This window comes from Marinobacter sp. MBR-99, from assembly GCF_040547575.1.
Lineage (GTDB): Bacteria > Pseudomonadota > Gammaproteobacteria > Pseudomonadales > Oleiphilaceae > Marinobacter.
Map to the genome: position 1 here is coordinate 12,853 of NZ_JBEPPY010000019.1, position 13,562 is coordinate 26,414.

Consider the following 13,562-nt stretch of genomic DNA (forward strand, 5'->3'; position numbering starts at 1 on the left):
TCGGCCAGAGGACAATAATAAGATGCCTGAGAAACAGTTCATGCCAACTACACCGGCGCCAGCAAACCTGACCTTTATTGCCGCTAAAACCAGCGTCCCTTTGCCGCCGGCGGGCTTATTACACCGGGAAAAATTCAACGATCTGCTGCAACCCCGGGAGCCGGTTTCCCTGTTGCTGGTTCATGCTCCGGCAGGCTATGGCAAAACCACCACCCTGGCCGAACGCCTGGACGAGCTGGGGGCAAAGGCCGCATGGTACCGCCTGGAAAATACCGACAACGACCCCGTCCGGTTTGCCGGGTACCTGGCCCATGCCCTTGGCCAGATTGTCGATACGCCGGAAATGCCTGCGTTCGATCCAACAGGGCACCAACAGGATCGCAGTCTCGAATCGTTTCTCACAGCACTTCTTGCCGGGATGCCACCCTCTGAAGATCCCAGTTACCTGGTTCTTGATGACTACCAGGTCATCAGCAACCCGGAGATTCATCAAGGAATCAGGTTCCTGCTGCGGCATCTGCCGTCCTACCTAACTCTTGTTGTCATCTCCCGCACGCTCCCGCCCCTCGGAGTTGCCCAACTAAGAATGAAGGGCCAGATGATTGAGATGACCAGCCGGGATCTCGCCTTTGATGCCGATGAGGCGCAAAGCTACTTCGAGCAACGGCTGCCATTTGAGGTTTCCCGGGAAAACATCGAGCGGGCGGTTCGACGGGTAGAAGGCTGGGTTTCGGCACTGCAACTGTTGTCTGCCTCCGCCCGCACCAGCATCGAGTTCAGCCATTTTGTCGACCAGCTCGACCAAGGTAACCAGCACATTTTTGACTACTTTGACGAACTGGTCGGGCAGGACCTGAGCGAACAACAACGCTCCTTCCTCTTGCGTACCAGCATCCTTGACCGTTTCAACGCGGGCATGGTCATGCGGGTGATGAACGATTCCGATGGCCAGGCACTGCTCGGCAGCCTCCTGGCCATGGGGTTGTTTATCACGCCGGTTGATAACAGCGCGCTCTGGTTTCGTTACCATCAGCTGTTCTCTGTCTACCTCAGGCACTTGCTTGCCAGTACCACCCACGAAAACCAGAAAGCACTGCACCAGCGCGCCACCGATGCCTGGCTGGAGCTGGACCACGCAGAGGAAGCCGCCCGGCATGCAGTCGCCGCAGAAGACCCGGAGCGCATTACCCGGGTTCTGAATCAGCATGGCCGCAAGTTCTTTACCGAAGGCCAGTTCACGCTGCTGCAACGATGCCTGGACGCCCTGCCCCAAAAAATTATCGCAGAAGATCCAACACTGACTTTGCTTCGGGCCTGGGTAGCCCAGGGACAATACAAGTTCGACGAGGTGGAAAACTGGCTATCCGCCGCTGAGACCCAACTGAAAGCCGTGATGAGCGAGGAGTCCCAGCGGGCGGTTCATGGCGAATTCAGCGCCATCAGAGCCCAGGTGGCGATGAACTATGGCGACAGCGACCGCGCCCTGGCATTGGCACGAGAGGCGATAGCGCAAGAAGCCGCCTACCTGCCCACCTCACGGGTTGCAGCTGCTTCGGTTCTGGGTGAAGCCCTGTTTGTCCGGGGCGAGCTGCAGGAAGCCTTGACCCGGATGCAAGAAACCGAACATATGGCCCGGGCCCATCAGGCGCACCAGAATGTGATCTGGGCCCTGTGCCAGCAAAGCGAGATCAGCGTGGCCATGGGGCTTTTGCAAAAGGCCTACAACATTCAGGAGCGGGCATTTCAATATGCCGAAGAAAACCAGCTGAACCACCTACCCATTCTCGAGTTCCTGTTCCGGATCCGCAGTCAGGTGATGTGGGAATGGCATCACCTGGAGAGCGCAGAACGTTGCGCACTCCAGGGCATAGAGATTCTGGAAGCCCAGGGCGAACGCTGGTATGTCCAGAGCTACACCACCCTGGCGAAGGTTGCACAGGCCCGCGGCCGCCAGAGCCTGTGTGCAGACTACATAGCCAAGGTCCAGAAGATGCTCGCCGCTGGCGACTACCACCTGGATTGGGTTGCCAACGCCCATGCCACCATGCTCACGTACTGGGACGCCGTGCGGGACCAGGATGCCATTCAGCGTTGGCTGACCATTGCACCACCGTGTAAACCGGAGGCAGCGACCAACCATTTCTATCAGTGCAACGGTCGAAACCGGGCCCGTGCCCTGATGAGTCTGGGCCAATATCAGGAGGCCCGGCCAATCCTGGAGGCACTGACCAGCGTTGCCGGCCAGATTGGCCTGAAAACCGACCTGAACAGGAACCATATTGCGCAGGCCTATCTGTTCTGGCAGATCGAAAATCGCGAAAAGGCTCTGGAACACATGCGCCTGGCCCTGGAACTGGCCAGCACCACCGGCGCAGTGGGAAGTTTTCTGCGCCTGGGCAAGGTTCTGATCGTCATTCTCAAAGCGCTGATCAATGACGGCCTGATTGAGGGCATGGAACAACAGCGGGCCGAACGCCTGATTCAGCTTGCCCAGCAGCAGCGGGATTTCAGCCGGGCAATCCGGATATCCCTGGACGAAGCCATCATCCAGGACATCATCGACCGGCCGGATGTGCCGGAACTGATTCGCACCTCACCCCTGACCCGACGAGAGTGGCAGATACTGAGCCTGATTCATGCCGGCCTGTCCAACGACCAGATTGCCGAGCATCTTAAAGTGGCTTCCACCACGGTGAAAACCCACATCCGCAGCCTGTACCAGAAGCAGAACATCAGCCACCGCTCCGAAGCGATTGAACTGGCCAAGGACCTGCTGAGCAAAATCCAGGGGGAGTGAGCCGGTCTCGGCTCCTCCACCCTTCACGCCCACTACTACCCCATACGCCCCGCTACGCCCCCCTCCTCCCCCCGGCTACGCCGACAAAAACACGGGCAGGAGGATGAACCACCCAAGGCAACATCGCACCATGGCAGGTGTATTGATCGGTGGGGATTCGCCTCCATCGCACAACAAGAACTTTTCACCACCAGGGTGTAAGTGAGGCAAGATGAGCAGAAATCCGGACTGGTGGCGTGGCGCCGTTATCTATCAAGTGTATCCACGCAGTTTCTATGACTCCAACGGCGACGGTGTAGGCGACCTGCCCGGGGTGACCGCCAAGCTGGACTACATCGCCAGCCTGAATGTGGACGCCATCTGGCTGTCCCCGTTTTTCACCTCGCCGATGAAAGACTTTGGATACGACGTCTCTGATTACCGCAATGTCGACCCGATATTCGGAACCCTGAAAGATTTCGATGAACTGATCGCCGAAGCCCACAAGCGGGGCCTGAAGATCATGATCGACCAGGTGCTGAGCCACTCTTCCGACCAACACCCCTGGTTTGTGGGAAGTCGCCAGTCTCGTGACAATCCAAAAGCCGACTGGTATGTGTGGGCCGACCCCAAGCCAGACGGCTCTCCGCCCAACAACTGGCTGTCAGTGTTTGGCGGTTCCTCCTGGGCCTGGGACAGTCGACGCAAGCAGTACTACCTGCACAACTTCCTGGCCAGTCAGCCAGACCTGAACTTCCACAACCCGGAGGTTCAGGAACAGGTGCTGTCCGATGTAAAATTCTGGCTGGACCGGGGAGTTGACGGGTTCCGCCTGGACGCCATCAACTTCTGCTTCCATGACCGCAAGCTGCGGGACAACCCGCCAAGCAAGGCATTGCAGGAAGGCTCCATCGGTGTTCGCAAGGAAAACCCCTACGCCTACCAGCATCACAAACATGACAAGACCCAGCCGGAGAACCTGACGTTCCTGCAACGGCTCCGCGAGCTGCTGGACCAGTATCCGGGCACCACGACCGTGGGCGAGATAGGCGATGATGATTCGTTACAGACCATGGCAGACTACACCAGTGGCGGTGACAAGCTGCACATGGCCTACTCGTTTGACCTGCTGACCGAGCAACATGGTGCCGATTTTTTCCGCAAGACCGTGGACACCATTGAACAGAAACTCACCGATGGCTGGCCGTGCTGGGCTATTGGCAACCACGATGTGGCACGGGTGGCCACGCGCTGGCAGGCCCGCTCGGAACAACAACTTAAAGCCTACATGGCCATGCTGCTGACACTGCGGGGCAGCGTGTGCATCTACCAGGGTGAAGAGCTTGGTCTGACCGAAGCCGAGCTCCAGTACGAAGACCTGGTGGACCCCTACGGCATCAACTTCTGGCCAGAGTACAAAGGCCGGGACGGCTGCAGGACGCCCATGGTCTGGCACCACGAAGAAACCCACGGCGGCTTTTCCAGCACCAGCCCCTGGCTGCCCGTGTATGATGATCATTACAACGCCGCCGTTGCCCTGCAGCACGCCGAAGAGAATTCCGTGCTCACCGCCTACCGGAGTTTTCTGGGCTGGCGCCGGGAGCAGGCTGTCCTGCTGGAAGGAGACATCGAATTCCTCAAGAGCCCGAAAGACACACTGGTGTTCGTCAGAAGTCTTGGCGAGGAACGCTTGATCATCGCTCTGAACCTGAGCGAGACCGGAAATACCGTGACCCTGCCGACGCAAGGCTCTCCCATTTCCGGAGCCCCCGATTTCATCGGCGGGCAATGGCGCGGCAAACAACTGAAACTGGGGCCCTGGGGTATTGAAATCGCCAGGCTCTGACGGGTGACCATCGAACAAGAAGATAAACGCTATGGCCAGTGTAACCCTGAGAAATATCTGTAAAAGCTATGACGACGCCCAGGTAACCAAGAACGTTAATCTGGACATCGATGACGGCGAGTTTGTGGTGTTCGTCGGCCCCTCCGGCTGCGGCAAGTCGACACTGCTGCGGATGATTGCCGGGCTGGAGGACATCACCTCCGGCGACCTGTACATCGGCAATGACCGGGTGAATGACCTGCCCCCCAAGGAACGGGAAGTGGGCATGGTCTTCCAGTCCTATGCGCTCTACCCCCACATGGATGTGGCCGAAAACATGGCCTTCGGCCTGAAGCTCGCAAAAACCCACAAGGACGAAATAAACCGGAGGGTTCAGGACGCCGCCACCTTGTTGCAGTTGGACAAGCTGCTTGAGCGCAAACCCAAAGACCTGTCTGGCGGACAACGCCAGCGGGTCGCCATCGGCCGCACCATCGTTCGGGAGCCGGCAGTGTTCCTGTTTGACGAGCCGCTGTCCAATCTGGACGCTTCACTGCGGGTACAGATGCGTATCGAGATCTCCAGACTCCACAAGCGCCTCGATGCAACCATGATCTATGTCACCCACGATCAGGTGGAAGCGATGACCATGGCTGACAAGATAGTGGCGCTGGATAACGGCTGCATTGCCCAGGTGGGCAAGCCCATGGAACTCTACCACTATCCGGCCACCCGCTTTGTAGCAGGCTTTATCGGCTCACCGAAGATGAACTTCATTGACTGCCAGGTGGCTTCTGCCAGTAACCAGTCGGTCACCGTGAGCCTGCCGGGTGACCATCAGCTGGAATTGCCGGTGAATGGTCATAACCTGCTTGAGGGCGAAAACGTCACTCTGGGTATACGCCCGGAACACCTGACCGAAGACCAGGAGGCCGACATGTACCTGCAAGGTGAGGTTCACGTTGTTGAGCGTCTGGGTTATCAGACCCTGGTGCACCTGGACGTTAACAACGTGGAGGGCGTGCTGACCATGCGCACCGATGGCGGTAACCCCGTTCAGGAAGGCGCACCCATGACATTGGGGCTGAATGCCAACAAGTGCCATCTGTTCCGGGAAGACGGCGCCGCCTGCCCCCGCCTCTACCGGGAACCGTGCATCGACTTCTAGGGCCCTGCCCCCGCTGATTTGATCTGCAGCACACTCTCCTTGGCCGGTATTCGTTACCGGCTTTTTTGTGACCCCTACCTTGACCTCACTGGTGACAGCCGGCCGCACGCCCATGTGGGAGGCCCATTCCAAAACACGCTGTGAATACATCCCTGTACGCTCGGCTCCGCCATCCCTGGCTCCGCACGGTTTTGGAATGGGCCTCCCACACGGGCGCGCTACATCAGGCGATAGGCAACCGGAACCAAGGGGCTGTGCACCACCCTGTTGAATCCACAAAAAAAGCCCGGTCAGCAGGGGGGGATAACTCTGACCGGGTCGCGAAAGATAACGCGGGAAGACGCAGGTCGCGTAAGGAAGCCGTGCGGGATCTTCCGCTACGGCCTGGGAGAGCGGGCCCTTGCGGGCCCTGAGAGCAACAACAAAGCTAGCCTTTGACACCACCGGCGGTCAGCCCGCCAACAATCCACTTCTGGCAATACAGGAAAATCACGGTGATCGGCAGACCAGACAACACCGCCGCCGCGGCAAAGTCGCCCCACAGGTAGTTCTGCTCGTACAGGTACTGCTGAGCACCCACCGCCAGGGTCAGCTTGTTGGTATCCACCAGCAGCACCGAGGCCATCGGGTATTCCATGATGGTCATGATGAACGCCAGGATGAACACCACCACCAGAATGGGCACCGACAACGGCAGCAGGATGTAGCGGAATGCCTGCCAGGTGGTGGCACCGTCAACGATGGCAGCTTCCTCCAGTGACCGATCGATGGAATCGAAGTAGCCTTTAATGGTCCAGATGTGCAGCGCCATGCCGCCCAGAGAGGCCACGATGACGGCACCATGGGTATTCAAACCCAGCCAGCTGACATGATTGCCGATCTGGTCGAACAGCGCATACAGCGCCACCAGGGACAGCACCGGCGGGAACATCTGAAAGATCAGCATGGATTTGAGCACTGCGCCTTTGCCCGCAAACCGCATGCGGGCGAAGGCATAGGCACTGGTGGTGGACAATGCCAGAATCAGAATGGACGAAACCACCGCCACCTTGATTGAATTCCAGAGCCAGAGCAGCACAGGAAACGGCGGCTGGGTAGTAATGCCGGCGTCGTCTGTGTAGGGAATACCCAGCGCCAGATACCAGTGTTCCAGCGAGGGATTCTCCGGCAACAGGCTACCGGAGGCAAAGTTACCGCTGCGGAAGGAGATGGAAATCACCATCAGCAGCGGGAACAGAATCACCGCGATAAATGCCAGCATGCCCAGATGGGATGCCAACACACGGTATTTCGTGGAGCGCGGTTGAACCATCGCCATGGGAAGCTCCTTATACCTTGACCTTGGACAGTTTCAGGTTGATCAGCGACAACGCGCCAACCACCAGGAAGATCGCTGTGGCGATGGCAGCCGCCAGCCCGAAATTCTGCCCGGAATCCTGGAATGCAATGCGATAGGTGTAACTCACCAGCAAATCGGTTGTGCCAGCGGGCGTGCTGGCTCCGATAATATCCGGTGCGCCACCGGTCAACAGGGCAATCAGAACAAAGTTGTTGAAGTTGAATGCAAAACTGGCAATCAGCAACGGCGTGAGCGGTTTGATGATCAGCGGCAGAGTGATGTTGAACAGATTGCTGATGGGCCCGGCTCCGTCCATTGCCGAGGCCTCATAGAGGTCCCGGGGGATGGCCTGCAACAGCCCCATGCACAACAGCATCATGTAGGGATAACCCAGCCAGGTGTTGACGATAAGAATCATCGAACGGGCCAGGGCCGGATCACTGAACCAGTCCGGGCGGACGCCAAACAACCCCTCCAGAACCAGGTTGATCTCCCCGAAGTTCTGGTTGAACAGACCTTTGAATACCAGAATCGAGATGAAGGCGGGCACCGCATAAGGCAATATCAGCATGGTGCGGTAAAAACCCTTGCCTCGAATCTGATCCCACTGCAGCAGATTGGCCAGCACCAGCCCGAGGGCCAGGGTAAACACAACCGTTGCCAGGGCAAACGACAACGTCCAGACAAAGATCTGCAAAAAGGGCCCGCGAATACTCGGGTCGCTCACCACTTTCATGTAGTTATCCCAGCCAATATTGACTGTCCAGCCCGGGGAAATGGCATTGCCATCGGCGTCACGATAGAACCCCGTCTCGTGGTCCGGAAAGTAGGTCACGCCGGTTTCGTTATTGGTCAGGGTTTCGTTGTCGTGCAGCGTAAACCGGCTGTGTATCGCCGCGAAGGAGCGCAGGCTCGCCAGGCTCAGCTCCCGGCCATCTTCGGTGACCAGCTTCAGCTTCGACAGGTCGCTCCGCAGCTGGATGATGTCACGGATAGCCAGAGGCTCGCCCTCCGGGAGGTCCGCGGATGGCAATACCGGGAAACGGGACTCTTCCGTTCCCAGTTCAATGGGGGGCGACACCAGGTCCTGATGGACGCCGTCCAGGTACAGGACATAGCCTTGATCCGTCTGAAACAGCTGGTAGTCATAGCGAACCGACTCGGATTGGTAGGTCCGGCCAAGCAGGTTTTCTTTCACCTGGTCAAAGCTCAGAAGATTGCTGGCGCTGTAATTGGTGAAACCGATGCCCACTGTGTACATCAGCGGGAAGATCACAAAGACGCCCATACCGGCGACCGCCGGAAATATGTAACGATGCGCATAGAGTTTCCGGCTGACAAACACTGCCACGGCAGAGGCGGTCAGCACCAGAAACAACATGGCGAACACAAATTCGCGCTGGGCGTACAACGCCAGGATCAGGTAGAGCGCCGCTATCAGCAATGCCGCCAACGTGCCCCACTTCAGGAATACTCGTGTCATGGAGTGTCTGCTATCAGTCGCGGAGGGAGACAGGGTTTCCGTTATCATTGTAGTCAGCCTGTAGGTTGCCGTCGCCTCGGGGCAACGGCTTCATCACTCAGGGTCCGGCATGACAGGCCGGGCAGGCGTCACCCTGCCACGGCGCAATCACAGGCGATCAGCGGGTAATGCGCTGGGCCGCCGAGTTGAGGGCGTCTTCCACGGACTGGCGTCCAGAGGTAATGTTCTGAAGTGCCGGCCCCATGGAAGACCAGAACGCACCCATGGCCGGTACGTTAGGCATGGGCTCACCCAAACGGGCGTTCTCGAAGGTGGCCTTGATGTTGTCATCGGAGGACAGTTCCTCCATGAATTCCCTGTTGGCCACAGCGCCCAGGGGCACATCGTCGTTCACCATCTTCAGGCCTCTAACCGACAGAGCGTAATTTTCCAGAAACTCAACGGCCAGGTCCTTATTGGGGCTTGCAGAATTCAGGGTGGCAGCCATTACACCAACCATGGGCTTGCCAGGTTTGCCGTCAATCGCCGGAATGGTGGCCACCCCAAAATTGATACCGCTCTTGCGAAGGTTGGCCCAGGCCCAGGGGCCATTGATCATCATCGCCGTCTCGCCTTTGTTAAACGAGGATTCCATGGCACTGTAATCCGCTCCACGGGGCATGACGCCCTCTTCAATCAGCATCGCCAGCGCCTTGGCACCTTTCATGGCGCCGTCGTTGTTAACGCCGGTATCCTTTACATTAACGCTACCGTCGCCATTCTCGCCAAAGATATAACCGCCAGCGGCGGCCAGCATCGGCCAGGTGAAATAGGTGTTGTTGTAGTCCCACAGTATCGCCCGCTTGCCATCCTCAGCCAGCTTCCTGTGGATTGCGGGAATCTCGTCAAAAGACTCCGGCGGCTCGGGAAGCAAATCCCGGTTGTAGATCAGGCCGATGGACTCAACTGCCATCGGATAGCCGTACATCTTGCCGTCCACGGTAACGGCTTCCCAGGTAAAGTCGTAGTTGGCATCAATGACTCTCCGGGAGGGCTGGATTTCAGAAATAATGCCGCTCTGCGCCCATTCTCCGAAACGGTCGTGGGCCCAGATGAAAATGTCCGGGCCGTTCCCGGTCGCCGCCGATTGCTGGAACTTATCGGTGGCGCTGTCCGGATGAGCCACCTCCACCGGAATGCCGGTCTCTTCAGTGAACCAGTCACCCACCTCCTGCAGGCCGTTGTAGCCTTTGTCACCGTTAATCCAGACCAGCAGTTTGCCTTCTTCAATACCAGCGAAAGCGGGTGATCCGGCGCCCAGGGTGGCGGCCATTACCGAAGCGGCGAGCGTGCTGCGAATAAAAGTTCGACGATTCATCAGGTCTTTCCTCTGTGTGTTCCTGCCTTTTTGTTCTTGTCCGGCCTGCCAAGAGGTCGCCTGGCCGGGCTTGCCGCAAAACCTTCTTTTGCGAGTATTCAAACTGTGTTGCAAATCCGGGGAATAAGCATCACCCCTTATATCATTCCCCGAGGCGTAGAACGGGGGAGTAGTAGGGAGTAGAAAATTCCTTCTACCCGTTACCCCATGACTCTGGTTTTATGTGCCCAACAACAACGACAATCCGACCTGGAGTCATTGCCATGGTTCACATTACTTTGCCGTTCAAACGCCGGCTTCTGCTGTCTGCCTTTCTCGGGCTTGCTGGTTGTGCCACCACTGTCGACGGGCCCACTCAGGCCATTTCCGGCCCTCCGGCGCTCAATGATAGCAACGTTTTCTGCGAGGCTTCCCGAACTGAGTTGGTAATTCCGGTTGGCGGGGCCTTTGCCGAGGGCAATCTGGTGAGGGACTTCTACACTGGCAACACCGCCCGCGTTCGCGATGGCCAGGTCACGATGACTCCGGACGATAACGCCGAGGGCCTGATATTGCTGGAGCCGGTAGACGAGACCGCACACGCCTTTACCTGGGCCGGCGCCACCGTCTACTTTGCGGTGACCGACAGGTTTGCCAACGGCCGCACCGATAACGACATCAACTACGGCCGGCAAAAAGACGGTAAAGATGAGATTGGCACCTTCCATGGCGGCGATTTCGCCGGCCTGACCCAGAAACTGGATTACCTGGCCGATATGGGCGTCGACGCCCTGTGGATTACCCCACCCTTCGAGCAGATGCACGGATGGGTTGGCGGCGGTGACCGTGGAGATTTCCGGCACTATGGCTACCATGGCTACTACGCCCTGGACTTCACGGTGCCAGATGCCAACTTTGGCACCCGGGAGGAATTCCGGGCCCTGGTGCGACAGGCCCATCAGCGGGGTATCCGGGTGGTCATGGATGTGGTGATGAACCACCCCGGCTACAGCTCCCTTCAGGATATGCAGACCTTTGACTTTGGTGCCCTGCACTCGGGTTTCGAAAAACACCTGCCGGAGCACTGGGGTGACTGGCGCCCGGAGTCCTGGGAAAACCATCATGCCTATCACGCCTTCATCGATTACGATCACGCGGACTGGCGTAACTGGTGGGGCAAAGACTGGGTGCGGGCCGGTATCGCCGATTACGACACGCCACCCAGTGCATCCGTCGACCCGGTACGTGGGTCCCTCGCCTTTCTGCCGGACTTCAAGACCGAATCGACCAAGCCCGTGGAGCTGCCAGTCTTCCTGCGAAATAAAGAGAGCAGCCGGGCGGAACACCTGGACAACGCCACTGTTCGCGAGTACCTGATTACCTGGCTCACGGATTGGGTAAGGGAGTTCGGTGTTGACGGTTTTCGGGTAGACACGGCCAAGCATGTAGAACCCGACGCCTGGCGTGAACTGAAAGCGCGGGCGCAGGAGGCCCTGGACGATTACCGCGAGAGACACCCGGACACTGCCCTGCCCTCCGAAGAATTCTGGATGGTTGCCGAAGTGTTTCCGCACTCGGTTCGCAAGACCGGCTACTTTGACGCCGGCTTTGATGCTGTCATCAACTTTGATCTGCAGGCAGAGGCCAAAGCAGGCGCCCGATGCCTGCAGGCCATGGAGCCAGTCTACCGCGAATACGCCGATAAGCTGCACGGCGATGACCCGTTCAACGTGCTGAGTTACATTTCCTCCCACGACACCAAACTGTTCGCCCAGATTGCCGGTGATGACAATACGCTGAAAAAACGCGCGGCCGCTGCCCTGTTGTTCACGCCAGGGGCAGTCCAGCTGTTCTACGGTGACGAGTCCGGCCGTGCCTTTGGCCCCACCGGCTCTGACCCTCATCAGGGCACCCGCTCTGCCATGAACTGGCAAGCCATAGAGGCCGGCGAGGTTTCCGACATCCTGAACCACTGGCGCACCCTGGGTCAGTTCCGCCAACGCCATCCTGCCATCGGCGCCGGGGCGCATACGCTGATCAGCCAGCAACCGTATGTGTTCTCACGAAAGCACGGGAATGACACGGTGGTCATCGCGTTCGGGAGCGGGAATTGATGCAAACAGCCGGGCCCGAATATCTCGAAAAAACGCCTCTGGTTGTCGGATTGATGCGCCTTCTGGAACATCGGGAGCTGCACTCCCCGGGGGCCCTGGCAGCCTGGATCACGCAGTGTCTGGACGATGGTCTTGAGGTGTTTGACCATGCCGATATCTACGGTGACGGTGAATGCGAACGCCTGTTTGGCCAGGCCCTGCGGGCAGCTCCCCACCTGAAGCACAAGGTAAAACTCATAAGCAAGGCCGGTATCGTGCTGAAACATCAGGACACAAGCCCCTGGCGGAGCAAGCACTACCGGGCGGAGGCAGGTTATATCAGCGCCGCCATTGACGCCTCGCTTCAACGCTTGCAGGTAGACCAGCTACACACCTTCCTGATCCACCGGCCCGACCCGTTGCTGGAAGCGCCAGCCCTGGCCAGGGAGCTTGAGCAAGCCGTCGAATCGGGCAAGGTCAGGCATATCGGTGTGTCCAACTTTTTGCCGGAGCAATGGCGATGGTTACAACAAAACACCCATCTGCCACTGGTCTGCAACCAGTCCGAACTGTCTCTTGGCCACCCGCAACCACTCTTCGATGGTGGCCTGGAAGCCATGCTGTCTGATGGACTACGCTGGCTTGCCTGGTCACCGCTGGCCGGCGGCAAGTTGCCGGAGCGCATTCCAGGGCAACTGCTTACCGACGCCCAACGGGAAACCGGGCTCTGTGAGACGGGGCTGGCCATCGCATGGATTCGGCAACTGCCCGGCGCGCCGATTCCGGTGATTGGCTCGCTTCGGTCAGATCGGCTTCAAGCCGCATCGCGGGGCGCGCAGGCTGATCTGCCCCGGGGGCTCTGGTATGCCTTGCTCGAAGCGGTGCAGGGGAACCCGGTACCCTGAGTCAGGCAGTCGAAAGCAATCCCCTGACACGTCCCCGAAGCGCCGGAATCACCTCCTTTTCAAACCAGGGGTTACGCCGCAGCCAAAGATTGTTTCGGGGACTGGGGTGCGGCATCGGTAGCTGCTGAGGCCAGTAATCGCGCCACTGCTCCACATTGGCGGTCACCTTTTTACTGCCGTCGGGCAGATGCCAGGCCTGGGCGTACTGGCCGATCAACAAGGTCAATTCGATATTGGGGAGGCGGGCCATAAGGGCCTCCCGCCAGGTCTCCGCGCATTCCGGGCGCGGAGGCAGATCACCGGATTTGCCGGTGCCCGGGTAGCAGAACCCCATCGGAAGAATGGCCAGCTCCTTCTCGTTATAGAAGGTACACCGGTCGATGCCCATCCAGCCCCGGAGCCGATCACCGCTGGGATCATTGAAAGGCAGGCCCGTTTGGTGAACCTTGCGCCCGGGCGCCTGGCCGACCACCAGGATCCGAGCCGTTTCACTTAACTGCACCACAGGGCGCGGCCCCTCCGGCAGTACCTCGGCGCACAGCGTGCAGGCACGCACACGGGCAACCAGTTCGGAAAAGGAAAGATGGTCCAGATTGCCTGACATACTTTGGCTCTCCGTGTGCCTGCCCTTCGCCAT

9 protein-coding genes are annotated in these 13,562 nt (G+C 58.7%); 5 read left to right on the plus strand and 4 right to left on the minus strand.

The features are described 5' to 3' along the window. Positions 1 to 22 precede the first annotated feature (22 nt). The 3 genes from malT (at position 23) to malK (ending at position 5,769) form a co-directional block, all read left to right on the plus strand. On the plus strand, positions 23 to 2,797 hold the full coding sequence (gene malT / locus ABIE59_RS15385; RefSeq protein WP_354448305.1) for an HTH-type transcriptional regulator MalT: 2,775 nt from the start codon (positions 23 to 25) through the stop codon (positions 2,795 to 2,797). A 211-nt stretch (positions 2,798 to 3,008) separates the two neighbouring features. Next, positions 3,009 to 4,622 (plus strand): alpha-glucosidase family protein, encoded by a 1,614-nt coding sequence (locus ABIE59_RS15390; RefSeq protein ID WP_354448307.1) that lies wholly within the window; start codon positions 3,009 to 3,011, stop codon positions 4,620 to 4,622. A 31-nt stretch (positions 4,623 to 4,653) separates the two neighbouring features. After that, positions 4,654 to 5,769 carry a maltose/maltodextrin ABC transporter ATP-binding protein MalK gene (gene malK, locus ABIE59_RS15395; protein ID WP_354448309.1) on the plus strand — a complete coding sequence of 372 codons (1,116 nt, stop codon included), beginning with the start codon at positions 4,654 to 4,656 and terminating at the stop codon, positions 5,767 to 5,769. 427 nt (positions 5,770 to 6,196) lie between these two features. Here malK and malG read toward each other — a convergent pair whose 3' ends face one another. The 3 genes from malG to malE form a co-directional block, all read right to left on the minus strand. Next, positions 6,197 to 7,087 (minus strand): maltose ABC transporter permease MalG, encoded by an 891-nt coding sequence (gene malG, locus ABIE59_RS15400; RefSeq protein WP_058089505.1) that lies wholly within the window; start codon positions 7,085 to 7,087, stop codon positions 6,197 to 6,199. Positions 7,088 to 7,097: 10 nt separating this feature from the next. Next, positions 7,098 to 8,639, minus strand: a complete 1,542-nt coding sequence (gene malF, locus ABIE59_RS15405; protein ID WP_354448311.1) for a maltose ABC transporter permease MalF — start codon at positions 8,637 to 8,639, stop codon at positions 7,098 to 7,100. A 109-nt stretch (positions 8,640 to 8,748) separates the two neighbouring features. Further along, the gene (gene malE, locus ABIE59_RS15410) at positions 8,749 to 9,948 is read right to left on the minus strand and encodes a maltose/maltodextrin ABC transporter substrate-binding protein MalE (protein WP_354448313.1); all 1,200 of its coding nucleotides are present in this window, start codon (positions 9,946 to 9,948) and stop codon (positions 8,749 to 8,751) included. A 263-nt stretch (positions 9,949 to 10,211) separates the two neighbouring features. Here malE and ABIE59_RS15415 point away from each other — a divergent pair, with 263 nt between their 5' ends. After that, positions 10,212 to 12,041, plus strand: coding sequence for an alpha-amylase (locus tag ABIE59_RS15415; RefSeq protein ID WP_354448315.1), 1,830 nt, complete (start codon positions 10,212 to 10,214; stop codon positions 12,039 to 12,041). Beyond that, complete coding sequence (locus ABIE59_RS15420) at positions 12,041 to 12,925, plus strand: aldo/keto reductase (RefSeq protein ID WP_354448317.1); 885 nt, start codon at positions 12,041 to 12,043, stop codon at positions 12,923 to 12,925. Before ABIE59_RS15415 ends, ABIE59_RS15420 begins: the two co-directional genes overlap by 1 nt. A gap of 1 nt (position 12,926) precedes the next feature. Here ABIE59_RS15420 and ABIE59_RS15425 read toward each other — a convergent pair whose 3' ends face one another. Next, entirely contained in the window at positions 12,927 to 13,529 is a 603-nt protein-coding gene (locus tag ABIE59_RS15425; RefSeq protein ID WP_354448319.1) for a uracil-DNA glycosylase family protein, read from the minus strand. Between the last annotated feature and the right edge of the window lie 33 nt (positions 13,530 to 13,562).

Coding starts and splice junctions, on each gene's coding strand:
- malT (WP_354448305.1), top strand. CDS start 23: ATGCCTGAGAAACAGTTCATGCCAACTACACCGGCGCCAGCAAACCTG.
- ABIE59_RS15390 (WP_354448307.1), top strand. CDS start 3,009: ATGAGCAGAAATCCGGACTGGTGGCGTGGCGCCGTTATCTATCAAGTG.
- malK (WP_354448309.1), top strand. CDS start 4,654: ATGGCCAGTGTAACCCTGAGAAATATCTGTAAAAGCTATGACGACGCC.
- malG (WP_058089505.1), bottom strand. CDS start 7,087: ATGGCGATGGTTCAACCGCGCTCCACGAAATACCGTGTGTTGGCATCC.
- malF (WP_354448311.1), bottom strand. CDS start 8,639: ATGATAACGGAAACCCTGTCTCCCTCCGCGACTGATAGCAGACACTCC.
- malE (WP_354448313.1), bottom strand. CDS start 9,948: ATGAATCGTCGAACTTTTATTCGCAGCACGCTCGCCGCTTCGGTAATG.
- ABIE59_RS15415 (WP_354448315.1), top strand. CDS start 10,212: ATGGTTCACATTACTTTGCCGTTCAAACGCCGGCTTCTGCTGTCTGCC.
- ABIE59_RS15420 (WP_354448317.1), top strand. CDS start 12,041: ATGCAAACAGCCGGGCCCGAATATCTCGAAAAAACGCCTCTGGTTGTC.
- ABIE59_RS15425 (WP_354448319.1), bottom strand. CDS start 13,529: ATGTCAGGCAATCTGGACCATCTTTCCTTTTCCGAACTGGTTGCCCGT.